This window comes from Pyxidicoccus sp. MSG2, assembly GCF_026626705.1.
In the GTDB taxonomy this organism is placed as follows: domain Bacteria; phylum Myxococcota; class Myxococcia; order Myxococcales; family Myxococcaceae; genus Myxococcus.
Window position 1 is genome coordinate 3,543,933 of the sequence record NZ_JAPNKC010000001.1, and the last position, 22,090, is coordinate 3,566,022.

Annotated in this window: 21 protein-coding genes; 15 read left to right on the forward strand and 6 right to left on the reverse strand. The window is 68.9% G+C overall.

What is annotated here, in order from left to right:
- The first annotated feature begins 1 nt into the window (after position 1).
- On the forward strand, positions 2–868 hold the full coding sequence (locus tag OV427_RS13365; RefSeq protein ID WP_267856477.1) for a hypothetical protein: 867 nt from the start codon (positions 2–4) through the stop codon (positions 866–868).
- Here OV427_RS13365 and OV427_RS13370 read toward each other — a convergent pair.
- The gene (locus tag OV427_RS13370; protein WP_267856478.1) at positions 861–1,709 is read right to left on the reverse strand and encodes an aldo/keto reductase; all 849 of its coding nucleotides are present in this window, start codon (positions 1,707–1,709) and stop codon (positions 861–863) included. The genes OV427_RS13365 and OV427_RS13370 overlap by 8 nt on opposite strands.
- A gap of 107 nt (positions 1,710–1,816) precedes the next feature.
- Between OV427_RS13370 and OV427_RS13375 the strand changes: the two genes are divergently transcribed.
- The 6 genes from OV427_RS13375 (at position 1,817) to OV427_RS13400 (ending at position 7,946) form a co-directional block, all read left to right on the forward strand.
- The gene (locus OV427_RS13375) at positions 1,817–3,583 is read left to right on the forward strand and encodes an ABC transporter ATP-binding protein (protein WP_267856479.1); all 1,767 of its coding nucleotides are present in this window, start codon (positions 1,817–1,819) and stop codon (positions 3,581–3,583) included.
- Positions 3,584–3,893: 310 nt separating this feature from the next.
- The gene (locus tag OV427_RS13380; protein WP_163990590.1) at positions 3,894–4,127 is read left to right on the forward strand and encodes a hypothetical protein; all 234 of its coding nucleotides are present in this window, start codon (positions 3,894–3,896) and stop codon (positions 4,125–4,127) included.
- Between the two features lie 72 nt (positions 4,128–4,199).
- Complete coding sequence (locus tag OV427_RS13385) at positions 4,200–5,840, forward strand: CTP synthase (RefSeq protein ID WP_267856480.1); 1,641 nt, start codon at positions 4,200–4,202, stop codon at positions 5,838–5,840.
- Positions 5,837–6,676 (forward strand): 3-deoxy-8-phosphooctulonate synthase, encoded by an 840-nt coding sequence (kdsA, locus tag OV427_RS13390; protein WP_267856481.1) that lies wholly within the window; start codon positions 5,837–5,839, stop codon positions 6,674–6,676. The genes OV427_RS13385 and kdsA overlap by 4 nt, the downstream gene beginning before the upstream one ends.
- A 34-nt stretch (positions 6,677–6,710) precedes the next feature.
- Positions 6,711–7,313 (forward strand): KdsC family phosphatase, encoded by a 603-nt coding sequence (locus OV427_RS13395; RefSeq protein ID WP_163990584.1) that lies wholly within the window; start codon positions 6,711–6,713, stop codon positions 7,311–7,313.
- 12 nt (positions 7,314–7,325) lie between these two features.
- The gene (locus tag OV427_RS13400) at positions 7,326–7,946 is read left to right on the forward strand and encodes a response regulator (RefSeq protein ID WP_163990582.1); all 621 of its coding nucleotides are present in this window, start codon (positions 7,326–7,328) and stop codon (positions 7,944–7,946) included.
- A 105-nt stretch (positions 7,947–8,051) separates the two neighbouring features.
- Here the strand turns inward: OV427_RS13400 and OV427_RS13405 are convergent, their stop codons facing one another.
- Both OV427_RS13405 and OV427_RS13410 read right to left on the reverse strand, forming a co-directional pair.
- Complete coding sequence (locus OV427_RS13405) at positions 8,052–8,495, reverse strand: Hsp20/alpha crystallin family protein (protein ID WP_267856482.1); 444 nt, start codon at positions 8,493–8,495, stop codon at positions 8,052–8,054.
- 216 nt (positions 8,496–8,711) lie between these two features.
- On the reverse strand, positions 8,712–8,906 hold the full coding sequence (locus tag OV427_RS13410) for a CPXCG motif-containing cysteine-rich protein (RefSeq protein ID WP_267856483.1): 195 nt from the start codon (positions 8,904–8,906) through the stop codon (positions 8,712–8,714).
- An 80-nt stretch (positions 8,907–8,986) separates the two neighbouring features.
- Between OV427_RS13410 and OV427_RS13415 the strand changes: the two genes are divergently transcribed.
- The gene (locus OV427_RS13415) at positions 8,987–9,856 is read left to right on the forward strand and encodes a general secretion pathway protein GspE (RefSeq protein WP_267856484.1); all 870 of its coding nucleotides are present in this window, start codon (positions 8,987–8,989) and stop codon (positions 9,854–9,856) included.
- Positions 9,857–9,911: 55 nt separating this feature from the next.
- Here OV427_RS13415 and serB read toward each other — a convergent pair whose 3' ends face one another.
- The 3 genes from serB to OV427_RS13430 form a co-directional block, all read right to left on the reverse strand.
- Positions 9,912–11,114 carry a phosphoserine phosphatase SerB gene (gene serB, locus OV427_RS13420; protein ID WP_267856485.1) on the reverse strand — a complete coding sequence of 401 codons (1,203 nt, stop codon included), beginning with the start codon at positions 11,112–11,114 and terminating at the stop codon, positions 9,912–9,914.
- A gap of 74 nt (positions 11,115–11,188) precedes the next feature.
- On the reverse strand, positions 11,189–12,832 hold the full coding sequence (locus tag OV427_RS13425) for a serine/threonine-protein kinase (RefSeq protein WP_267856486.1): 1,644 nt from the start codon (positions 12,830–12,832) through the stop codon (positions 11,189–11,191).
- Positions 12,833–12,902: 70 nt separating this feature from the next.
- Positions 12,903–13,652, reverse strand: a complete 750-nt coding sequence (locus OV427_RS13430) for a TIGR02266 family protein (RefSeq protein ID WP_267856487.1) — start codon at positions 13,650–13,652, stop codon at positions 12,903–12,905.
- A gap of 104 nt (positions 13,653–13,756) precedes the next feature.
- Here OV427_RS13430 and nuoE point away from each other — a divergent pair, with 104 nt between their 5' ends.
- The 7 genes from nuoE (at position 13,757) to OV427_RS13465 (ending at position 22,068) form a co-directional block, all read left to right on the forward strand.
- Positions 13,757–14,245, forward strand: coding sequence for a complex I 24 kDa subunit family protein (nuoE, locus tag OV427_RS13435; RefSeq protein WP_267856488.1), 489 nt, complete (start codon positions 13,757–13,759; stop codon positions 14,243–14,245).
- A 35-nt stretch (positions 14,246–14,280) separates the two neighbouring features.
- Positions 14,281–15,621 carry an NADH-quinone oxidoreductase subunit NuoF gene (nuoF, locus tag OV427_RS13440; RefSeq protein WP_267856489.1) on the forward strand — a complete coding sequence of 447 codons (1,341 nt, stop codon included), beginning with the start codon at positions 14,281–14,283 and terminating at the stop codon, positions 15,619–15,621.
- Positions 15,618–16,124 (forward strand): NADH-quinone oxidoreductase subunit J, encoded by a 507-nt coding sequence (locus tag OV427_RS13445; RefSeq protein WP_267856490.1) that lies wholly within the window; start codon positions 15,618–15,620, stop codon positions 16,122–16,124. Before nuoF ends, OV427_RS13445 begins: the two co-directional genes overlap by 4 nt.
- Before the next feature lie 73 nt (positions 16,125–16,197).
- Positions 16,198–16,500 (forward strand): NADH-quinone oxidoreductase subunit NuoK, encoded by a 303-nt coding sequence (nuoK, locus tag OV427_RS13450; RefSeq protein WP_163990562.1) that lies wholly within the window; start codon positions 16,198–16,200, stop codon positions 16,498–16,500.
- A gap of 28 nt (positions 16,501–16,528) precedes the next feature.
- Positions 16,529–18,769 carry an NADH-quinone oxidoreductase subunit L gene (gene nuoL / locus OV427_RS13455; RefSeq protein WP_267856491.1) on the forward strand — a complete coding sequence of 747 codons (2,241 nt, stop codon included), beginning with the start codon at positions 16,529–16,531 and terminating at the stop codon, positions 18,767–18,769.
- Positions 18,766–20,490 carry a complex I subunit 4 family protein gene (locus OV427_RS13460; protein WP_267856492.1) on the forward strand — a complete coding sequence of 575 codons (1,725 nt, stop codon included), beginning with the start codon at positions 18,766–18,768 and terminating at the stop codon, positions 20,488–20,490. The genes nuoL and OV427_RS13460 overlap by 4 nt, the downstream gene beginning before the upstream one ends.
- 18 nt (positions 20,491–20,508) lie before the next feature.
- Positions 20,509–22,068 carry an NADH-quinone oxidoreductase subunit N gene (locus tag OV427_RS13465; RefSeq protein WP_267856493.1) on the forward strand — a complete coding sequence of 520 codons (1,560 nt, stop codon included), beginning with the start codon at positions 20,509–20,511 and terminating at the stop codon, positions 22,066–22,068.
- The last annotated feature ends 22 nt before the right edge of the window (positions 22,069–22,090 follow it).

Genomic DNA, 22,090 nt, shown 5'->3' on the forward strand with positions numbered 1-22,090 from the left:
CATGGGTTTCTGGAGCGACCTCTTCGGCGGCGGAAAGAAGCAGGAGCCTGACGCCGGCACACCGGGCACGGAGCCACCGGCCGCGAAGGCGGAAGGCGCCCCGGCGCCGAAGCCTGAACCCGCACCGAAGCCGAAGCCGAAGCCGGAGCCCCGCAAGCAACAGCAGCAGCAAGAGGAGGACGAGGACATGGAGGGCGTGCAGCGGCTGTTGTCCCGGAAGGTGGAGCGGGTGCTGGAGCAGCTCGGCGCGCTGGCGGCGCGGGCGCGCACGGGTGAGGAGGTGCCGTCGCTCACCGTCACGCTGCACCTGGCGCACGGGCACTCGATGACGGGCGAGGTGGTGGACTACGTCCCGCGCGAGTCGGTGCTGATGGCGCTGGGCAAGGAGGGACTGCTCCGGTCCGCGTCGGTGGCCTACGTGGACCTGACCACGGTGGTGGCGGTGTCGGTGGGCAACGCGGACAAGCTGCTGGACCTCGCGCCGCTGGTGCGGCCGAACCCCACGCGGCAGGACCTGATGTCGCTGATGGAGAAGCTGCCGCACGCAATCACCGAACAGTTCTGGCCGGGCGAGGCGGCGCTGGGCGGCCGCCCGCTGCGCTTCGAGGTGGACTGGGTGGGGCTGGACGACGAGCCGGGCCGCCGCGCGCTGGAGGCGGCGATGAATGTCGCGGGCCACGCGCTGCGCGCGCTCGCCCAGGAGCAGGGGCGCGAGGTGTTGCGCCGCATCATCACCGTGCGCTTCATCAAGGGGCGCGACACGCGCGCCGCCGTGGAGGGAGAGACGGGCACGGTGACGGTGGCCCCGGGCTCCGCGGACCCGACGGTGTCCAGCTTCCGCAAGGCCTTCGCCGCCGCCCTCAGATGACGGGCAGCTCGCCGCTGTCGGGGCCGAGCGGGAAGGCCGCGTCGATGCGGGCCAGCTCCTCGGCGGACAGCTTCAGCGACGCGGCCGCGGCGTTGTCGCGCATGTGGGCCTCGCGGCTGGCCTTGGGAATGGCGAACAGCGAGGGCCGGCGCACGAGGAACCGCAGCGCCACCTGGTACGGGCTGACGCCGTGCGCGCGGGCAATGGCCCCCAGCACCTTGCCGCCCTTGCTGTCAGGCTGGGGGAAGTTGCCGTTGCCGAAGGGGCTGTAGCCCACCACCGCCACGCCCCGCGCCTCGCACCACGGAAGCACTCCGTGCTCAATCGCCCGCTCCTCCAGGTGATACAGCACCTGGTTGCAGGCGATGCGGCCCGGCCCTGACAGGGCGAGCGCTTCTTCCAGTTCCTCCACGCCGAAGTTGCTCACGCCCCACGAGCGAATCTTCCCGTCCGCCACCAGCTTCTCGAAGGCGCGCACCGTGTCCTCCAGCGGGTGCGGCCCCGGCCAGTGCAGCAGGTAGCAGTCCAGCCTGTCGGTGCGCAGCCGCTTCAGGCTCCGCTCACACGCGGCCAGCGTGCCCGCGTAGGAGGCGTTGGAGGGCATCACCTTCGACACGAGGAACACCTCGTCGCGGCGGCCGGCAATCGCCTCGGAGACAATGGTCTCCTCCACCCGGCCGTGCCCGTACAGCTCGGCCGTGTCCACGTGCGTCAGGCCCAGGTCCAACCCGGTCCGGAGCGCGCGGATGGCGCCTGCCCGGTCGTCCTCCTCCATCTGCCACGTCCCCTGCCCCAGCACGGGAACCCGCACACCGGTGCCACCAAACGGGTGCTTCTCCATCACACACCTCGCTGTCGAGCCATCCGCCCGAGAAGGATTAACACCGCCCAGGAGGACTGGCAGCCCCCTGGAGTGCACGCCCGGAGGGCCCGCGTTAGTCTCCTGCGGTGTCTTCCCCAGAAAAGTCCGCCACGCCCCAGCTCCCCGCCAGCGTCACAGTGAGCCGCCTGCTCGCCCTGGCGCGGCCGGAGATTCCCACCCTCATCGCCGGCACCTTCTTCCTGCTCGTGAGTAGCGCGTCGATGCTCGCCTACCCGCGCGCCGTCGGCGACCTGGTGGACGAGGCCCTCCACACGCGCAGCCAGCAGATGCTCAACGGGCTCGCGCTGACGATGCTCGCCGTCTTCGTGGTGCAGGGCGTGGCCATGGCGCTGCGCGCCTACTACTTCAACACCGCCGGCGAGCGCGTGGTGGCGCGGCTGCGCAAGGACCTCTTCCGCGCGCTGCTGTCGCAGGAGATTGCCTTCTTCGACGGGCGCCGCACCGGCGAGCTCACCAGCCGGCTCGCCTCGGACACCACCGTCCTGCAGAACACCGTCACCGCCAACATCTCCATGGCCCTGCGCTACACCATGCAGATTGTCGGCGGCGTGGCGCTCCTCTTCTACACGTCCGCGCAGCTCACCGGCGTCATGCTCGCCACCATCCCCGCCGTGGCGGTGGGCGGGGTGGTCTACGGCCGCCGCGTGCGCGCCATCTCTCGCCAGGTGCAGGACGCGTTGGCGGCCAGCAACGAGGTGGCCGAGGAGGACCTGTCCGGCATCCGCACCGTGCGCTCCTTCGCCGCCGAGCACACCGAGGTGGAGCGCTACGGCACCGCCATGGACCGCTCCTTCTCGCTCGCCCGGGAGCGCACGCGCCAGTCCGCCATCTTCATGGGTGTCGTCTCCATCGTCGGCTACGGCGCCATCGCCGCGGTGCTCTGGTTCGGCGGCCGGCTGGTGGTGCAGGGGCAGTTGAGCGTGGGCGAGCTCACCTCGTTCCTCATGTACACCATGCTGGTGGCCTTCTCCTTCAGCGCCCTGGCGGACCTGTGGGCGGACTTCATGCGCGCCAGCGGCGCCGCGGACCGCGTCTTCGAATTGATGGACCGCAAGCCCGCCATCGCCTCCGGCGGCGCGAGCCTGCCGGAGGTGCGCGGCCACGTGGAGTTCCGCGACGTGCGCTTCGCCTACCCCACGCGCCCCGACATCACCGTGCTCCAGGGACTCAACCTGGAATTGCGCCCTGGTGAAGTGGTGGCGGTGGTGGGCCCCTCGGGCGCCGGCAAGTCCACGCTGGCCTCGCTGCTGTCGCGCTTCTATGACCCACAGGGCGGCGCGGTGCTGCTGGACGGCCACCCGCTCACCTCGCTGGACCCGGAGTGGCTGCGCCGCAACATCGGCATGGTGGCGCAGGAGCCGCAATTGTTCTCCTGTTCCATCGCGGACAACATCCGCTACGGCCGGCCGGACGCCACCGACGCGCAGGTGGAAGAGGCCGCCCGCGCCGCCAACGCCCACGCCTACATCCAGCGCTTCCCGGAGGCCTACCGCACCCAGGTGGGCGAGCGCGGCGTGCAATTGTCCGGCGGCCAGAAGCAGCGCGTGGCCATTGCCCGCGCCGTGCTGAAGGACCCGCGCCTGCTCATCCTCGACGAGGCCACCAGCGCCCTCGACGCGGAGAGCGAGCACCTGGTGAAGGACGCGCTCGAGCGCCTCATGAAGGGCCGCACCACCCTCATCATCGCCCACCGCCTGTCCACCGTGGCCAACGCGGACCGCGTGCTGGTGCTGGAGGGCGGCCACATCATCCAGAGCGGCACCCACTCCGCCCTCATGGGCCAGGACGGCCTCTACCGCCGGCTGGTGGAGCGTCAGTTCGTCGCCGCCTGAACGCTTGCCCTCCCTACAGCCCCGGTAATGGGGCCAAGGAGTATGGCGCGGGATTTCGGGCGGGATTAGATCCGGGTCCTCGAAAGGAGGTGATGCCTTGACCGACAGCAACTCCAAGGCGTCCACCTCCGCTTCGCTGGCCTGAAAAGGCCGCGCAAGCGGTGGCAGACGCTGGCAGTTCGGGCCCGTTCCCGCCTCGGTGGGGACGGGCCTTTTTACGTCTGCCCGGGAATGCCCACCCGACCTCCCTGTTCCGACGCCCCGGGGGGAGTGGCCGACCCATCACGTTCCAAAGCCGGGAGTCTCCGCCGTGTCCATCACCCCTTGCCCCAGCCCCCTGCCCACCGCCCTCCGTGACGAGGAGGCCGTGGATACGCAGCGCAACCTGTTCTGCCCCAACTACGACGCCTGCCTGCACCTGGTCGTCAAGCGCGGCTGGGAGGGGTGGAGCTGCCGCAACTGCGACCTCCGCCAGTTCCGCGTCGGCCAGCCGACCGCCCGGGAATTCGCCCAGTCCCGCCCCGGTGGTTGGGACGGCAACTGACGCCGACCTGCCCGGTCGTCCGCCCGAAACAGATTAATTGACGCATCCCTACCTGAGTTGGCAGAACGGGACATGCGCTCCAAGAAAACCAAGTTCATCTTCGTGACGGGCGGAGTGGTCAGCTCCCTCGGCAAGGGCCTCGCCTCGGCTTCCATTGGCGCCCTGCTGGAGAACCGCGGGCTGGCCGTCACCCTTCTCAAGCTGGACCCGTACATCAACGTGGACCCGGGCACGATGAGCCCGTTCCAGCATGGCGAGGTGTTCGTCACCGAGGATGGCGGTGAGACGGACATGGACCTCGGCCACTACGAGCGTTTCACCAACGCCCGGATGAGCCGGCTCAACAACTTCACCTCCGGCCGCATCTACAACTCCGTCATCATGAAGGAGCGGCGGGGCGAGTACCTGGGCAAGACGGTCCAGGTGATTCCGCACGTCACCGACGAAATCAAGGCCAACATCCGCCAGGCCGCGCAGGACGCGGACGTCGTCATCGTCGAAATCGGCGGCACCGTGGGCGACATCGAGTCGCTGCCCTTCCTCGAGGCCATCCGCCAGATGCGCTACGACGTGGGCAGTGAGAACGTCGTCTACGTCCACCTCACGCTCTTGCCGTACATCGGCGCGGCCGGCGAGGTGAAGACCAAGCCCACGCAGCACTCGGTGATGAAGCTGCGGGAAATCGGCATCCAGCCCGACTTCCTCGTGTGCCGCACGGACCGCGAGGTGTCGCGCGAGCTGAAGGACAAGATTGCGATGTTCTGCAACGTGGACACGCGCAGCGTGTTCACGTCTCCCGACGTGAAGAGCACCTACGAGCTGCCGCTGGAGCTGCACCGCCAGGGCCTGGACGAGCGGCTCGCGGAGGTCCTCAACATCTGGAGCCGCGCGCCCCACCTCGAGCGGTGGGAGAACATCATCCGCAAGGTGTACGAGCCCGGCCGCGGCCAGGTGCAGGTGGCCATCGTCGGCAAGTACGTGAACCTGACGGAGAGCTACAAGAGCCTCAACGAGGCGCTGCTCCACGGCGGCATCGCCAACGACGTGAAGGTGAACCTGCACTTCGTGGACAGCCAGGACGTGGAGGCGCAGGGGCCGGAGAAGCTGCTCGCTGGAGTGGACGCCATCCTCGTGCCCGGCGGCTTCGGCGTGCGCGGCACCGAGGGCAAGATTGCCGCGGTCCGCTACGCGCGTGAGAAGAAGGTGCCCTTCTTCGGCATCTGCCTCGGCCTGCAGATGGCGGTGGTGGAGTTCAGCCGCACGGTGCTGGGGCTCGCGCAGGCCAACAGCCTGGAGTTCAACGAGCACACCCCGCACCCGGTGGTGACGCTCATGGAGAGCCAGGTGAAGGTGCAGGACAAGGGCGGCACCATGCGCCTGGGCAGCTACGCATGCGCGCTGAAGCCCGGCTCGCTGGCGCACAAGCTCTACGGCGAGGACCACATCCAGGAGCGCCACCGCCACCGCTACGAGGTCAACAACGCCTACCGCGGCCGCCTCCAGGAGGCGGGGCTCGTCATCTCCGGCCACAACCCGGAGCTGAACCTGGTGGAGATGATTGAGCTGGCGGACCACCCGTACTTCGTCGGCTGCCAGTTCCACCCCGAGTTCAAGAGCAAGCCCTTCGCTCCCCATCCCCTCTTCTCCGGCTTCATCCGCGCGGCGCTCGAGCAGCGCGACGCGAATGCGGCGGCCGGCCAGGTGCGCGCATGAGCAGCAGCACGCTTCCCATTGAGCTCTGTGGCTACAAGGTCGGCCCGGGGCAGAAGCTCTTCGTCATCGCCGGCCCGGACAGCATCGAGTCCGAGGACATGGCCCTGCGCCACGCGCGCATGCTCAAGGAGATTACGGGCAGGCTGGGCGTGCCCTACGTCTTCAAGTGCTCCTACGACAAGGCCAACCGGACCAGCGGGAAGTCCTTCCGGGGCCCGGGCCTCAAGGAAGGGCTGCGAATCCTGAAGCGCGTCCGGGATGAAGTCGGTGTCCCGGTGCTCACGGACGTCCACGAAACCAGCCACGTCGGGCCTGCCTCGGAAGTTGTGGATATCATCCAGATACCGGCCTTCCTGTGCCGGCAGACAGACCTGGTGGAAGCCGTGGCGAAGACTGGAAGGGGCGTCAACCTCAAGAAGGGCCAATTCGTGGCCCCCAAGGACATCGTCCACTCGGCGCGCAAGGCGTTCGAGACGGGCAACCCCAACGTGCTCGTCACCGAGCGCGGCTCCACGTTCGGCTACAACAACCTCGTCGTGGACATGCGGGGCCTCGCGCAGATGCGCGAGGCGGGCCTCGCCGTCTGCTTCGACGCCACCCACTCCGTGCAGTTGCCCAGCGCGGGCAACGGCGAGACGGCCGGCGAGCGGAAGTTCGTGGCGCTGCTCGCCCGTTCTGCCGCAGCTGCCGGGATTGACGCGTTGTTCACGGAAGTCCATGAAGATCCGGACCGTGCCCTGTGTGACGGTCCGTGTTCCCTGAATCCACAGATGTTCGAGGACGTGGTACGAAACGTGCTGAACATCCGCCGGGTGTTGGGACACGAGCCCGGTTGATGCGGCTGCGATACGGGGAGGAGCCAGGCAAGCCATGGTGACGGAAGCGCCTTCCAAACCTGGAAAGGAAGAGCTCACGTCTCGCGCGGCGAGGGTCCGCCTGCTCGTCTTCGACGTGGACGGGGTCCTCACCGATGGCGGCCTGTATTATGGCGCCCAGGGTGAGCTGATGAAGCGCTTCGACGTGAAGGACGGACACGCCCTGGTCATGGCCCGCCTGTCGGGCCTGCCCGCCGCCGTCCTCACCGCCCGCACCTCGAGCATCGTGGAGGTCCGCGGACGGGAGCTGGGGTTGGCGGCCGTATTCCAAGGCCGCCGCGACAAGGGTGCCGCACTGGACGAGCTGCTCCAGCAGCTCGCTGTCCCCCCTGAGGCCTGCGCCTACATGGGAGACGACCACAACGACCTGGCCCCGCTTTCACGCGTGGGGCTGGCCGCGTGTCCCGCGGATGCGGTTCCAGAGGTGCGTCAGGAGGTCCACTTCGTTACGCAGAGTCCAGGCGGCAGAGGGGCCGCTCGGGAGCTCGTGGAGCTCTGCCTCAAGGCCAGTGGCCGCTGGGACGACGCAGTGGGTCTCATGAGAGGGGCTGATGGACGCGGTGCGCAGAGAGTTGAACAAACCCCGTATTCAAGGTAGGTGAATTACTCCATGGGCAGCGGAATGATGCAGCAAGAGGGGAGTACGGCGATGACGGACCAGCTCTACACGACGCACGACATCAGTCGTTTGCTTCAGGTGGATCCGTCCACGGTGAGCAAGTGGATTGACCGCGGCATCCTGATGGCTTTCAGGACGCCGGGTGGCCATCGCCGGGTGCGCTCGGCGGACCTGCGCACGTTCCTCATCACCCATCAGATGCCGGTGCCCGAGGAGCTGGGCAGCGGGACGGTGCGGCTCTTGGTGGTGGACGACGAGCGTCCGGTGCTGGAGGCCATCAAGCGCGCGTTCAAGCCGTATGCGGCGCAGGTGGAGCTGCAGACGACGACGAGCGGCGTGGAGGCCCTGCTGCTGGTGTCCGAGCAGAAGCCGCACGGCATGATCATCGACCTCAACATGCCGGACATCGACGGCCTCGAGGTCTGCCGGCGCATCCGCGCGCGCAAGCAGATGGAGGGCGTGCGGCTCATCACCATGACGTCCCTGCACTCGCCCGAGGTGGTGGACCAGTCGAAGCAGGCCGGCGCGCTCGCGTGCATGGCCAAGCCGCTGGACGTGCAGGAGGTGCTGGAGCTGTTCCGCGTGCCGCTGGCGCTGAGCGCCAAGCGCTAGGAATACAAGGCTTCCGCAACCCCTCGCGGAAGCCCCAGGGAAGTGGAGAGGAAGCCGCGCCCGTCATGCTGGCAGCGGCCTCCGTGGAACGGGTCTGCGCGCGGGTCAGCCCTGGACCTTCACTTCGATGACGCGGGGCTTGGACTCCTCGCGCCGGGGCAGCGTCAGCGTCAGCACGCCCTGCTCGTACTTCGCCTCCACCTTGGAGGCGTCCACGGTGTCCGGCAGCGCGAACGAGCGCGCGAAGCCGCCGAAGCCGCGCTCCTGGCGGCGCACGGTGACGCCCTCGGCCTTCGGCTCCGCCCTGCGCTCGGCCTGCACGGTGAGGACGTCGTTCTCCACCTTCACCTGGATGGCCTTCGCGTCGAGCCCGGGCATGTCGAGGTGCAGCGTCAGGCCGGCCTCGGACTCGAGGATGTCCGCCGCGGGCACGCGCTCACGCGGGGCCTGGCGCCACACCGGCTGCGTCAGCTCGCGGAAGAGGGAGTCGAAGTCGCGCATCAGCGGGTTGACGACGACGGCGGAGTTGAACGGGTTGCGGGTCTGCATGGTCTTCTCCTGTTCGTGTCGCCCGTTCGGGCGCACGTCATGAACGGCAAAGGGTTGTCCTGGTTCGCGGTCGCCGCGGCCCCCACCGGGCTCCAGCGCCGCCTCACAAGACTCAAGAGAACCATGGTTGAAGACGTGTCAAGCAACGCCCCCGCGCCGCGGGGCGCCCCCTCCACGCGCGTCCTGCCCGCCCGCCTGCCCTCCTGCCGGGCCGCCTCAGTCGTCGTCGCGCCCCAGGTGGACGGAGACGCTGTCCTCCTCGCGGGACACGTGGACATTCCAGGGCCGGCAGCACACCGGACAGTCCTCGACGTACGTCTCCGAGTGGGCGCCAATGGGGTCCACGTCGACCTCCACCTCCTCACCACAGTAGGGACAGACCCGGGAGGCGGCTTCCGCGAAGGGTTGCATGGGGTGCTTCCTGCCTTTCGGGGCGGGCATGTGCGTCATGGACTGAGCGTCCGCCCTTTCAGACGGTAGACTCCCGGACCATGGCTGCTCCTTCCCGGAATCGCATCGGAGAAATCCTCGTCAAGGCACGCGTCATCGACGACCTGCAGCTGCGCAGCGCGCTCGCCACGCAGGACCAGTGGGGCGGACGCCTGTCGCGCATCGTCGCGGACCTGGGGCTGGCCAGCGAGGAGACCATCGCCGAGGCCATCTGCCAGGGCATGGGCATGCAGCGCGTGCAGTTGGGCAACATCACCCGGGACGCGGGCGCGCTCGCGCGGGTGGACGTGAGCCTGGCGGAGCAGAAGGGCGTCTTCCCGGTGGGCCTGAAGGACAACGGCAAGACGCTGGTGCTGGCCATGGCGGACCCCACGGACCTGGCCACCATCGACCAGGTGGTGGCGAAGAGCCGCGCCCGCGTGGTCGTCATGGTGGCGAGCGAGCGGGAAATCGAGCACGCCATCCTGCGCCACTACCGGGGCCAGGAGCCGGTGTCGAGCACGCGCGCTGGCGGCTTCCGGCCCCAGAAGAACAGCAGCGAGTTCGAGGACCAGGGAGACGACGACGACTTCAAGGTCGTCGACATGAGCGGCAAGACGGTGGTGAAGCGCATCGCCGACATCCTCCCGCCGGAGTCACCCGCCGCCGCGCCCCCGCCTCCTCCCGTCGCCGCGCGCGCCGCGGAGAAGCCCGCCCCGCCCGTCGCCAACTCGAGCGCCGCGGACATCCTCGATGAAATCCTCGCGGGCGGCACGCCCACGTCCGAGTGGACGGACGAGGACCTGCAGCGGCTCCAGACGGTGCAGCAGAACCAGGAGAAGAGCTCCAAGATTCTGCGCGCCCTGCTGGAACTGCTCCTGGAGAAGGGTCAGCTCCAGCAGAAGGAGCTGGCGGCTCGGATGCGGATGTAGCTCGCGCAGGACTTGCGCGTGCACGCACGGACGCGCAGGACTTGCGCGCGTCGCTTCAGCCCGCTTCCTGGAGCTCCCGCGCGGTGAGCCCCAGGAGGTAGAGGATGGCGTCCAGGCCGCCCGCGGAGATGGACGTGTCGGCCGCCTCGCGCAGCTTCGGCTTCGCGCGGAAGGCGATGCCCAGCCCGGCCTTCTCCAACATCAGCAAGTCATTGGCGCCGTCGCCCACGGCGATGACCTGGTCCAGGAGGACGCCCTCCTGCCTTGCGAGCGACTCCAGCAGCTCCGCCTTGCGGCGTGCGTTGACGATGGGGCCCACCGTACGGCCGGTGAGCTTCCCGTCCTGCTCCTCCAGCACGTTGGAGTACGCGTGGTCGATTCCGAGCCGCGCCTTCAGCGCCTCGGCCGCGACGGAGAAGCCGCCGCTGATGACGGCGGTGCGGTAGCCCAGGCGCCTGAGCACGCGAATCAGCGTCTCCGCCCCTTCCGTGAGCGGAAGGTTGTCCGCGATGCGGCGCAGCACCGAGACGTCCAGGCCCGCGAGCAGGGACACGCGCTGGCGCAGCGACTCGTCGTAGTCCATCTCCCCGTGCATGGCGCGCTCGGTGATGCGCGACACCTGCTCGCCCACGCCGTGCGCGCGCGCCAGCTCGTCGATGACCTCGATGCGGATGAGCGTGGAGTCCATGTCCATCACCACCATCCGCTTGCCGCGCCGGAAGAGGCTCTCGCGCTGCAGCGCCACGTCGAAGGAGCCCGCCTCCATGGACAGCGCGAGCAGCGCGCGCTTGAGCGCATCCGGTGCCGTCCCCGGAGGCAGGGTGAGGTGGAACTCCACCGAGCCCAGGTGCGTGTCGGTGAGGCGCGTAATCCGCTCGATGTTGGCGCCGTGCGCGGCCAGCCGCTGCGCCACCGCGTGCAGCTCGCGGGCGCCCAGCGCGCGGCCCACGGCGGTGACGACGTAGCGCACGGGCCCCGTATCCGGGGCGGGGGCCGGGGGCGGCGCGTCCACCACCTGGAAGTCCAGCGCCACGCCCAGCTCGTGCGCGGCGAAGAGCAGCTCCTTGAGGACGCCGCGCGCCTCGGGCAGGTGCACCAGCAGGCAGAGGGTGAGCCGGCCCTGCACCACCACCTGCTCCACGTCGAGCAGCTCGGCGCCGGAGTCGGCGAGCAGGCCGGTGAGGCGGGAGGTGATTCCGGGAGCGTCTCTCCCGGTGACGGTGACGAGCACTCGCTCGGACGACGGGCGCGGAGTCATGGGCGGCCGTCAGTGTGGCAGCCCCGCCCGCGCCCGGCGAGCCCGGAGTGGGGCGCCAGGCCCCCTCCCGACGGTTACTCCTTCGGCGCGTCCGAGGAGAGGACGAGGTCGCCGCGGCCGAGGAACTCCCGGTCCGGGAAGGCCTTGTAGAAGTCCTCCAGCATGGCGTCCACGTCCGGGTAGCGCTGCTCGCGCTTGTCCTGGGTGGCCTTGTCGAAGAGCTGGTCCAGGCCGCTGGGGGCCTCGGGGTTGACCTCGGAGGGCAGCGGCGAGCGGCGGCCCGGAATCTGCCCGGTGAGCATCTCGTAGAGGAGGATGCCCAGTCCGTACACGTCCGCGGCGGCGCCCGGCTCCTTGGCCCCCCGGTTCATCAGCTCCGGCGCCATATAGGCCATGCCGCCGGTGCCCACGAAGACCTGGGGCATGCCCTTGGTGGCGTCCACCTCCACCACGCGGCCGAGGCCGAAGTCGGCCAGCTTCGCGTTGCCGTACGCGTCGAAGAGGACGTTCTCCGGCTTGAGGTTGTGGTGCGTGAGGCCGGCGGCGTGCGCGGCCCTGAGGCCGTAGGCCATCTGCAGGAAGGCGCGCAGCGCGAAGGGCACCGGCACGCCGTTGCCACCACCCGCCTCCAGTCGCTCCTTGAGGCTGCCGTGCATCAGCTCCAGCACGAAGTAGGGCCGCGACGCTTCCACGTTCTGGTCCACCACCTGCACCACGCCCGGGTGGCGCACCTGGGCCTGGGCGCACAGCTCCTTCTTCAGGCGCTTGAGCACCTCGCCGCGCTGGAGGAAGGAGAAGTAGCCGAAGATGTCCTTCAGCTCCTTGAGGCAGATGTCCAGCCCCAGCGCGGTGAAGCGGCCCTTGAAGACGGTGCCGAGCGGCCCGGTGCCGATGGGGTCGAACTTCTGGTAGCGCAGGTCCAGCTCCGCGCCCTTCGAGGCAGCAGGAGCAGCGGCGGCCGGCGCGGCGGCGGGGGCGGGAGCGGCGGGAGGAGGCATGGGGGCGGCGGCGAGCGGCGAGGTGATGGAGGGCAGCGGCGAGGTGCCGGGCGCGGGCGTGGTGGGCGCGAAGGGCGCGGGAGCGATGATGGTCGCCTCCCTGCGCGGTTCGGGGGCGGGCGCTTCCACCCGGGCCACGGGCGCGGGCGCGGCGACCGGGGCGGGAGCCGCGGGCGCGGGGGGCGGAGGCAGCGGGAGCGGCGTGGCCTGCGGCACCGTCACCTCCAGCGCGGGCATGGCGGTGCGCGAGGGGCGCTGGGCCGGGGGCACGGGCGGAGGTGGCGCGAGCGGAGCCGGCGGCTGTGGCGGCGCCATCACCTCCGTTTCGTCCAGCAGCAGCTCCGGCGGGGGAGGCGGCACCAGCATCGGCTCGTCGGCGGTGCCCTGCGCCACGGGGGGCTCGTCCTCGTCGGCGGGCACGAGCTGATCCGCGAAGAACTCGCCCACCTCGGTGGTGAAGCGGTCCTGCATGTCCCCACCGACCACGCGCTCGCCCTGCTCGGTGAGCTTGAGCTGGGCCTCGCGGTCCATGGCGATGTAGTGGAACTTGCGCAGGAAGAAGAAGTAGTTGTCGAACTCCAGCGACACGGACGGCTCGAGCGCGGCCTTGACGTCGGCCAGCTTGTTCGAGCGTCCAAGACGGCCGTTCTCCCTCAGGTTGCGGAGGATGAACAGCGCCTCGCCACTGACGGTGTCGCGGTTGATGGCGGGCTTCGGCATGGGTGGGAGACTCTACGCCGTCCCCGCGCCACCGCTCAACGTGGGACTGCCGGTAAAACGCGCAGGGCCGCTACTTGATGCGCAGCAGCTGCTTCACCGTCTCCAGCACTTCCACGAAGCGCACCGGCTTGCGCAGGTAGATGTCCACGCCCAGTTGCATGGCGCGATCCTGCGCCTCTTTGCCGCCAGCGGAGATGGCGATGATGGGGATGGCCCGCAGGGCCTCCTCCTCGCGGATGCGCTCCACGAGCGCGAAGCCGTCCATCACCGGCATGTACAGGTCCGTCATCACCAGGTTGAAGCGGCCCTCGCGCAGCATCAGCAACGCATGGTGCCCGTCCGGTGCGAAGTGGACCTCCAGGGGCACCTTGCCGTGCAGCTCCCCGCTGGCCAGCTTCTTCAGGACGTAGCTGTACATCTCGATGATGTGCGGGTTGTCCTCGACGATGAGCACACGGTACCCCTCGTGCTCGGCGTGGGACACGTGGCTGTCTGCTCCTGCCGCACTCAAGATGTCACCCAGTTTCCGCCGGTCCTCTTCGCGCTCCACGCGGACGCCAACGCCCCCGGGATGATCGGAGGCCGCCGGCCTGACCCAGGCCACGATTCCGGTGACTTCTACCGGATCCAGCAGTCCCGGGAAAGAAAGTGCGAGCCGCACCGGGTCGCCCAGGGTGAATGCCTGCTCGGTCTGTACGAAGAGTCCCGTATGGGACAGGTTCTCCGTCACGTCCCGGGCCTGGCGCCCGTCCGTGTAGTCCACCCTCAGCACGGCCGGGACCCGGGTGTGCTGGCGCTTGTTCTCTGGTCCCGGGCTCATAACAAGGCGTTGAAATCGCTCGGCAATTTGCTGATGGCCGCCCAGTGTAGCGTCGAGGGTTTATGTTGACAACGCAGCCATTGGGGCAATACGTACGCCCCGCCATGGCGGAGCCCCTGTTCACCCCTGAAGAGCAGAAGAAGTTCGACGCGGGAATCGCGGAGATCATCTCCCACTACCCCCCGGATCGCAAAAGCGCGGGCATGCTCCCGGCGCTGCGGCTGCTCCAGGAGCTCAAGGGTTGGCTCCCTCCGGAAGGCCTGCGGCTGGTGGCGAAGAAGCTGGACGTCACCCCGGAGCGCGCCATGGAAGTGGCGAGCTTCTACGTGATGTACCACCTCAAGAAGCCCGGCAAGTACGTCATCGACGTCTGCACCAACCTCTCCTGCTCGCTGTGGGGCGCGGAGAAGATGCTCGCCTACCTGGAGGAGAAGCTCGGCCTCAAGGCGGGTGAAGCCAACGAGAAGTTCACCTTGCGGGAGACCGAGTGCCTCGCCTCGTGCGGCACCGCGCCCTGCCTGCAAATCAACGAGGATCATCACGAGAGCCTCACCAAGGCGAAGCTGGACGCCATCCTCGCCAGGCTGAGCTGATCCTCCACCCCTTCCCTTTCAGGACGTCATCCATCATGGCCTCTACGGCAAAGGCGATTGAACCGATCATCTCGGCGGCCTGGGGCAAGCCGCAGTCCTGGACCCTGGACAGCTACCGCAAGCGGGGCGGCTACGAGGCGCTGAAGAAGGCGCTGGAGATGCAGCCGGCCGCCATCATCGACGAGGTGAAGAAGTCCAACCTCCGCGGGCGCGGCGGCGCCGGCTTCCCCACCGGCCTCAAGTGGAGCTTCGTCCCCAAGGACAGCCCCAAGCCCAAGTACCTCGCCGTCAATGGCGACGAGTCCGAGCCGGGCACCTTCAAGGACCGCTACATCCTCAGCGACGACCCGCACATGATGCTGGAGGGCATCGCCATCGCGTCCTACGCGCTGGGCGTGCACACCTGCTACGTGTACCTGCGCGGCGAGTTCAAGCACGAGGCGCAGCGCACGCAGGCCGCCATCGACGAGGCCTACAAGGCGGGCATCTTCGGCAAGACGCTCCTGGGCAAGGACTTCGAGCTCAACTGCTACCTGGTGCGCGGCGCGGGCGCGTACATCTGCGGCGAGGAGACGGCGCTGCTGGAGAGCCTGGAGGGCAAGAAGGGCTGGCCCCGGCTGAAGCCTCCGTTCCCCGCGGTGGTGGGCCTGTTCGGCTGCCCCACGGTGGTGAACAACGTGGAGACGCTCGCCAGCGTGCCCGCCGTGTTCCAGAAGGGCGCGGACGCCTACGCGAAGCTGGGCACCGACAAGTCCGGCGGCACGCGCCTCGTCTGCCTCTCCGGTTCGGTGAACCGGCCGGGCGTGTACGAGGTGTCCATGTTCACCACGCTCTCCGAGCTCATCTACGACGACAAGTACGGCCGGGGCATGCCGGCGGGTCGCAAGGTGAAGGCGGTGATTCCGGGCGGCTCCTCGGCGCCGGTGCTGGGCGCGGACGAGCTGGACGTGGCCATGGAGTTCGAGGCCCTCAAGGTGAAGCAGACCATGGCGGGCTCCGGCGGCGTCATCGTCATGGACGACGCCACCTGCATGGTGCGCAGCCTGTGGCGCGTGGCCCGCTTCTACGCGGAAGAGTCCTGCGGCCAGTGCACGCCGTGCCGCGAGGGCACGCCCTGGCAGACGCGCCTGTTGCGCAAGATTGAAGAGGGCCGTGGCGAGCCGGGCGACATCGACATGTTGTCCAATGTCGCGTCCTCGATTGCCCCCTACCCGCCCATCGGCCTGGGCAACACCATCTGCGCGCTCGGCGACGCGGCCGCGCTGCCCACGCACTCGTTCCTCATGCGGTACCGGGACGAGTTCGAGGCCCACATCCGTGAGCACCGCTGCCCGTTCGGCGACAAGCCCTGGGGTTCGTTCGGAGACTGGTCTTGAACATCGAGCTCATCCTCTTCGGGGCGTTCGCGCTCCTGACGCTGCTGTCGGCCGGCATGGTCATCTTCGCCCGGAGCCCCATCAACTCCGCCATGGCGCTGGTGTCCACGTTCTTCTTCCTGGCCGGCCTCTACGTGCTCTTGTGGGCGCACACCGTGGCGGTGATGCAGGTGCTCGTGTACGCGGGCGCCATCATGGTGCTGTTCCTCTTCGTCATCATGCTGCTCAACCTGGGTGAGTCGCCCACGCGCGGCCGGCCCACGCTGGCGCGCCTGGCGGGCGGCGCGGCGACGGTGGGCCTCCTGGCGGTACTGGCCATCACCCTGCTCAAGCTGCCCGAGGGCTCCAGCGCCATGGGCCCGGAGGCGCAGGCCTCCTTCGGCACCATGGCGACGATGGGCGAGGTCATCTTCACCCAGTGGCTGTTCCCCTTCGAAGCAGTGAGCCTGCTCTTGCTGGTGGCCATGGTGGGCGCGGTGGTCGTGGCCAAGTCGCGAATCTGATCGCCGTTTCCGGACAACTTTCTGTGCTACATGGCGGCGCACGGTTGCCGCTCGCGAGGCCCCGAATCGGCCCATGGTCCCCATCACCTACTACCTCCTGCTTGCCGCCGCGCTGTTCTGCATGGGCATGTTCGGCGTGCTGGTGCGCCGCAACGCACTGGTCGTCTTCATGTGCGTGGAGTTGATGCTCAACGCGGCGAACCTGACGTTCCTCGCCTTCGCGCGCATGCGCGGTGACAGCATCGGCCACGTGTCCGCCTTCTTCGTCATCGCCGTCGCGGCGGCGGAGGCGGCCATCGGCCTGGCCATCGTCATCGCCGTCTTCCGCAGCCGTGGCAGCGTCCTGGTGGAAGACATCCGGACGATGAAGCACTGACGCCCGCCCCGCCAGGAGCCTTCTTCCCATGAACCTTGCCGAATTCTTCCAGGTGGCGCCCGTCGCTCCGGAACTGCTGGCGCCCTCTCTGGGGCTCATCATCGCGCTGCCGCTCTTGGGCGCGTTCATCTGTGGCGTGTTCGGCAAGATGCTGGGCCGCGCCAACGTGCACCTCATCGCCTGCTCGGCGGTGGCCGGCGCCTTCGTGCTGAGCGTGCTGGCCTTCTGGGCCACCAGCCACACCGCCCCCGGCACGGGGGACGGCGCGCGGCGACTGCTCGCCTTCTACCGGAACCCGTTCGGCATCGAGGCCGACTTCGTCCGCTACGCGCTGACGTATGACTACGGCACGTGGTTCGCCGTGGGCGACTTCCGGGTGAACTTCGGGTTGGCGGTGGACCACCTGTCCGGAATCCTCCTGCTGGTCATCACCGGCGTGGGCTTCCTCATCCACCTGTACTCCACCAGCTACATGGAGCACGACGACGGGTACTGGCGGTACTTCGCGTACCTCAACCTCTTCGTCGCGGCGATGCTGACGCTGGTGCTGGCCGACAACCTCGTCCTGCTCTTCGTGGGCTGGGAGGGCGTGGGCATGGCCAGCTACCTGCTCATCGGCTTCTGGTACACGGACCCGGCCAAGGCGTGGGCGGGGCGCAAGGCCTTCGTCACCAACCGCATCGGCGACTTCGCCTTCCTCATCGCCACGTTCCTGATGGTGCTGCTGGTCTCCGCCTTCACGCGCCAGGCGAACGCCGGCGACTACGCCAACGCCGGCAGCAACAGCCAGCGCTACCAGGCCGCGCTGCAGGAGAAGGGTCCGCTCACCTTCAAGGGCCTGGAGAAGATGGCCGAGGGCCTGGTGGACACCAGCAGCGACACGGTGGACCTGTCCACCCCCATCGAGGCGGGCCCGCTGGAGGGCTACACCTTCGGCGGGGTGATGACGGCCGCGATGCTGCTGTTCCTGCTGGGCGCGGCGGGCAAGAGCGCGCAGCTTCCGCTCTACGTCTGGCTGCCGGACGCCATGGCCGGCCCGACGCCGGTCTCCGCCCTCATCCACGCGGCGACGATGGTGACCGCGGGTGTCTACCTCTTCAGCCGCATGTCCGCGCTGCTGGTGCTGAGCCCCACCGCGATGGCCACGGTGGCCATCATCGGCGCGCTCACCTCGCTGCTGGCGGCGCTCATCGCCTTCGCGCAGGACGACATCAAGAAGGTGCTCGCCTACTCCACCGTGTCCCAGCTGGGCATCATGTTCATGGGCGTGGGCATGGGCATCTTCTGGGCGGCGGTGCTGCACCTGGTGACGCACGCGTTCTTCAAGGCCTGCCTCTTCCTCGGTGCCGGCAGCGTGATGCACGGCAACGGCGACGAGACGGACATCAAGAAGCTGGGCGGCCTGCGCCACGAGATGAAGTGGACGTGGGGCACCTTCCTGGTGGCCACGCTGGCGATTACGGGCATCTTCCCGCTGTCCGGCTTCTTCTCGAAGGACGCCATCCTCCACGGCGTGCACCACAACCATCTGGAGGGCCTGCACTGGGTCTCCAGCGCCGTCTACTACCTGGGCCTGGTCATCGCCGCGAGCACGGCCTTCTACATGACGCGCCTGTACCTGCTCACCTTCGAGGGTCCCCGCTCGAAGGAGGCCCGGGTGGCGCACGCGCACGAGAGCGCCTGGCAGATGACGCTGCCGCTGGTGGTGCTGGCGGTGCTCAGCGTGGTGGCCGCGGTGTACGCCTTCCCGCTGATGCGCTCGTCCTCCGGCCAGCCGCAGGCGGTGTTCGAGAACTTCCTCAGCCCGGTGTTCGGCGGCATGAACCGCATCGTCAACGGGGCGAAGACGGTGGAGCTGGACACCAGCGTCCCGCACCTGGCCGACTACGTCTTCGCCTGGCTCGTGGCGCTGTCGGGCGGCGGGGCGGCGGCCTTCCTGTACCTGCGCTTCTTCCCGGCGCGGGCGGGCCAGCCGGCCCCGGCCTTCGCCCGGGCGGTGCGCCGCACGGCGCAGAACAAGTTCTACGTGGATGAGCTGTACGAGCTCATCGTCATCCGGCCCGTGAAGTTCATGAGCTTCATCCTCTTCCGCGTGGTGGACGCGCTCCTCATCGACACCGTCGCGGTGCGCGGCACGGCGTGGGTGACGGCCCGCGTGGGCAGCGCGCTGCGCTACGTGCAGACGGGCGACGCCCAGGCCTACGCCGCAGTGATGGCCATCGCCCTGCTGGGCGGCGTGGCCTACGCCCTCATCCAGGTGATGCAATGAGCTTCTTCGACACCCACCTGCTCAACCTCGTCGTCTTCCTGCCGCTCCTCTTCGCGGCGCTGGTGCTGGTGCTGCCCGGCAGCGAGCCCGGGCAGATTCGCACCGTCACCTTCATCGCCATGTTGGTGGACGCCGTCTTCGGGGTCTGGGCCTACCTGCGCTACGTGCCGGGCGGGCCGGAGTTCCAGCTCGAGTACCGGGTGCCCTGGTTCGAGATGTTCGGCACCAGCTACCACATCGGCGTGGACGGCCTGGCGGTGAGCCTGCTGCTGCTCACCGTGTTCCTGGGCCCCCTGGTGGTGCTGGCCTCCACCACGTACATCAGCCACCGCATCAAGGAGTTCCACCTGGCGCTGCTGGTGCTCCAGACGACGATGCTGGGCGCGCTGGTGTCGCTGGACGTGCTGCTCTTCTACGTCTTCTTCGAGGCCATGCTCATCCCCATGTACCTGATGGTGGGTGTGTGGGGCGCCGAGGACCGGCAGATGGCGGCGGTGAAGTTCTTCCTCTACACGCTGGCCGGCTCGCTGCTGATGCTGGTGGCCATCATCGCCGTGTACTTCATCAGCACTCCCGTGGGCGGCCGCTCGTTCGACTACGCCGCCATCTACAACGGCCTGCTGGACGCCAACCGACAGGTGACGGCGTGCATGGGTGGGCCGGCGGGCGCGTGTGACTCGCTGAGTGGCCTTGCCAGGACGCTGCACACCTGGGGCCCGTGGCTGTTCGCCGCCTTCGCGCTGGCGTTCGCCATCAAGGTGCCGATGTGGCCGGTGCACACGTGGTTGCCGGACGCGCACGTGCAGGCGCCGGTGGCCGGCTCCATGATTCTGGCCGGCGTCATGCTGAAGATGGGCACCTTCGGCTTCTGGCGCTTCGCGATTCCCTTCTTCCCCGCGGCCGCGCAGAACGCCCGGCCGTTCCTGGCGGTGCTGTCCGTCATCGGCATCGTCTACGGCGCGCTGATGTGCCTGGCGCAGCGGGACATCAAGAAGCTGATTGCGTACTCGTCCGTGAGCCACCTGGGCTACTGCATGCTGGGCATCCTCGCCGTGACGGCCGAGGGCGCCACCGGCAGCGCGTACCAGATGCTCAACCACGGCGTGTCCACGGGCGCGCTGTTCCTCCTCTTCGGCTTCCTCTACGAGCGTCGCCACTCGCGGCTCATGGCGGACTTCGGCGGCATCGCGAAGGTGATGCCGGTGTTCACCGCGTCCTTCCTCATCATCACCTTCTCGTCGGTGGCGGTGCCGGGCACCAACGGCTTCATCGGCGAGTTCCTGGTGCTGCTGGGCACCTTCAAGAGTGATTTGGGCGTGGCCGCCGGCAACCCGCACCTGACGTTGGTGTTCGGCGCCTTCGCCACGCTGGGCGTCATCCTGGGCGCGGCGTACATGCTGTGGATGGTGCAGAAGGTGTTCTTCGGCGGGCTCACCCACCGGGAGAACCAGCACCTGCGCGACATGAACCTGCGCGAGGGACTCACCGTGCTGCCCTTCATCATCCTCGTCGGGGTGATGGGCCTGATGCCGCAGCCCTTCCTGGACCGGCTCGCCCCGTCCACGGACCGCTTCCTCGCCCGCGCCCGCGTGGGCACTCCCGGGGCCCCGGTGCAGGACGACCAGGTGCGCGTGGAGGTGATGTCGCTGCCTTCGAGCGTCACCGCCGCCGCGCCGTCCGCGCCCGTTCCGCTGGCCGCCGTCCCCTCGCAGCGGCAGTAGGCCGAAAGAGCTTCCACCATGAACCTGCCCAATCTCGTCCTGGCAGACTTCCTCCCGCTGCTGCCCGCCATCATCATGGTGGTGGGCGCGTCCATCCTGCTGTTGTCCGAGGTCTTCCTCTCCGCGACCTCGTCGCGCGCCTACCAGGCCGTGCTGACGGTGGCGACGGCGGTGGCGGCCGGCGCGGTGGCGGTGGCGGTGATGTTCGAGCCGCCGCGCGAGGTGATGCTCGGCTTCGGCGTGCTGGACCCGTTCTCCAGCTTCCTCACCCTCGTGGTGTGCGTGGGCCTGGCGCTGGCGGCGCTCAGCGCGGTGAGCTTCCTGCGCAAGCGCGGCGCGGAGCGCGGTGAGTTCTACGCGCTGATGCTCTTCGCGTCCGCGGGCATGAGCCTGCTGGCCATGTCCAACGAGCTCATCACCGTCTTCGTCAACGTGGAGGTGCTCTCCATCGCCACCTACGCGCTGGCGGCGTACCTGCGCCGCGGCACGCGGCCGAGCGAGGCGGGCTTCAAGTACTTCATCCTCGGCGCCTTCTCCTCCGCGGTGCTGCTGTACGGCGCGGCGCTCCTGTACGGCGCCACCGGCACCACGCAATTGACGGCCATGGTGGGCCCGCTGGGCGCGGCGCTGCGGAGCCAGCCGGCACTGGTGTACACGGGTGTGGTGCTGGTGGGCGCGGGCTTCGCCTTCAAGGTGGCCGCGGTGCCCTTCCACATGTGGACGCCGGACGTCTACGAGGGCGCCCCCACTCCCGTCACCGCGCTGATGAGCGCGGGCGTGAAGGCGGCGGCCTTCGCCTCCATGGTTCGCGTGTTCATCACCGTGGGCAAGGGCATCGACCCGCAGATGCTGCTGGCCATGTTCTCCACCCTGGCCTTCCTCACCATGGTGGCGGGCAACCTGCTGGCCATTCCGCAGCGCAACGTGAAGCGCATGCTGGCGTACTCGTCCATCGCCCACGCCGGCTACCTCCTGGTGGGCGTGGCGGCCCTCTTCGTCACCGCGCCGGGTGAGAGCTTCCGCCTGCTGGGCGCCTCCGCGCTGACGGGCGGCACCGCGCTGGACGTGGCCCGCTCCGAGGCGCTGCGCGGCATCCTCTACTACCTGCTGGCCTACACCTTCAGCGCGGTGGGCGCCTTCGCCATGGTGTCCGCGCTGGAGCGCCGCGAGGACGAGGAGAAGGGCACCGCGTGGGATTTGGAGCGCTTCAGCGGGCTGGCGCAGCGCCGGCCGGGCTGGGCCTTCGCCATGGCGGCCTTCATGCTGTCGCTGGGCGGCATTCCCCCCACCATCGGCTTCATGAGCAAGCTGCTCATCTTCCAGGCGGCGGTGGACGCGGGCCTCATCGGCCTCACCATCGTCGGCGTGCTCTCCAGCGCCGCGGGCGTCTATTACTACCTGCGCGTGGTGGTCTACATGTTCATGCGGCCGGTGCCCGAGGGCGCGCAGACCCTCGAGCGCAGCTGGTCCACCGAGCTGGCGCTGGTGCTGTCCACCGCGGCGGTGGTGGTGCTGGGCATCATCCCCGGCCCCGTCATGGGCTGGCTCGTGCAGGCCAGCACCATCTTCGGCCAGTAGCCTCGCGCAGGGCCTGTGCCCT

Excerpts from the sequence above, each read along its gene's own strand:
- OV427_RS13365 (WP_267856477.1), top strand. The coding sequence starts at position 2 with ATGGGTTTCTGGAGCGACCTCTTCGGCGGCGGAAAGAAGCAGGAGCCT.
- OV427_RS13370 (WP_267856478.1), bottom strand. The coding sequence starts at position 1,709 with ATGGAGAAGCACCCGTTTGGTGGCACCGGTGTGCGGGTTCCCGTGCTG.
- OV427_RS13385 (WP_267856480.1), top strand. The coding sequence starts at position 4,200 with ATGCGCTCCAAGAAAACCAAGTTCATCTTCGTGACGGGCGGAGTGGTC.
- kdsA (WP_267856481.1), top strand. The coding sequence starts at position 5,837 with ATGAGCAGCAGCACGCTTCCCATTGAGCTCTGTGGCTACAAGGTCGGC.
- OV427_RS13395 (WP_163990584.1), top strand. The coding sequence starts at position 6,711 with ATGGTGACGGAAGCGCCTTCCAAACCTGGAAAGGAAGAGCTCACGTCT.
- OV427_RS13400 (WP_163990582.1), top strand. The coding sequence starts at position 7,326 with ATGGGCAGCGGAATGATGCAGCAAGAGGGGAGTACGGCGATGACGGAC.
- OV427_RS13405 (WP_267856482.1), bottom strand. The coding sequence starts at position 8,495 with ATGCAGACCCGCAACCCGTTCAACTCCGCCGTCGTCGTCAACCCGCTG.
- OV427_RS13410 (WP_267856483.1), bottom strand. The coding sequence starts at position 8,906 with ATGCAACCCTTCGCGGAAGCCGCCTCCCGGGTCTGTCCCTACTGTGGT.
- OV427_RS13415 (WP_267856484.1), top strand. The coding sequence starts at position 8,987 with ATGGCTGCTCCTTCCCGGAATCGCATCGGAGAAATCCTCGTCAAGGCA.
- serB (WP_267856485.1), bottom strand. The coding sequence starts at position 11,114 with ATGACTCCGCGCCCGTCGTCCGAGCGAGTGCTCGTCACCGTCACCGGG.
- OV427_RS13425 (WP_267856486.1), bottom strand. The coding sequence starts at position 12,832 with ATGCCGAAGCCCGCCATCAACCGCGACACCGTCAGTGGCGAGGCGCTG.
- OV427_RS13430 (WP_267856487.1), bottom strand. The coding sequence starts at position 13,652 with ATGAGCCCGGGACCAGAGAACAAGCGCCAGCACACCCGGGTCCCGGCC.
- nuoE (WP_267856488.1), top strand. The coding sequence starts at position 13,757 with ATGGCGGAGCCCCTGTTCACCCCTGAAGAGCAGAAGAAGTTCGACGCG.
- nuoF (WP_267856489.1), top strand. The coding sequence starts at position 14,281 with ATGGCCTCTACGGCAAAGGCGATTGAACCGATCATCTCGGCGGCCTGG.
- nuoK (WP_163990562.1), top strand. The coding sequence starts at position 16,198 with ATGGTCCCCATCACCTACTACCTCCTGCTTGCCGCCGCGCTGTTCTGC.
- nuoL (WP_267856491.1), top strand. The coding sequence starts at position 16,529 with ATGAACCTTGCCGAATTCTTCCAGGTGGCGCCCGTCGCTCCGGAACTG.
- OV427_RS13460 (WP_267856492.1), top strand. The coding sequence starts at position 18,766 with ATGAGCTTCTTCGACACCCACCTGCTCAACCTCGTCGTCTTCCTGCCG.
- OV427_RS13465 (WP_267856493.1), top strand. The coding sequence starts at position 20,509 with ATGAACCTGCCCAATCTCGTCCTGGCAGACTTCCTCCCGCTGCTGCCC.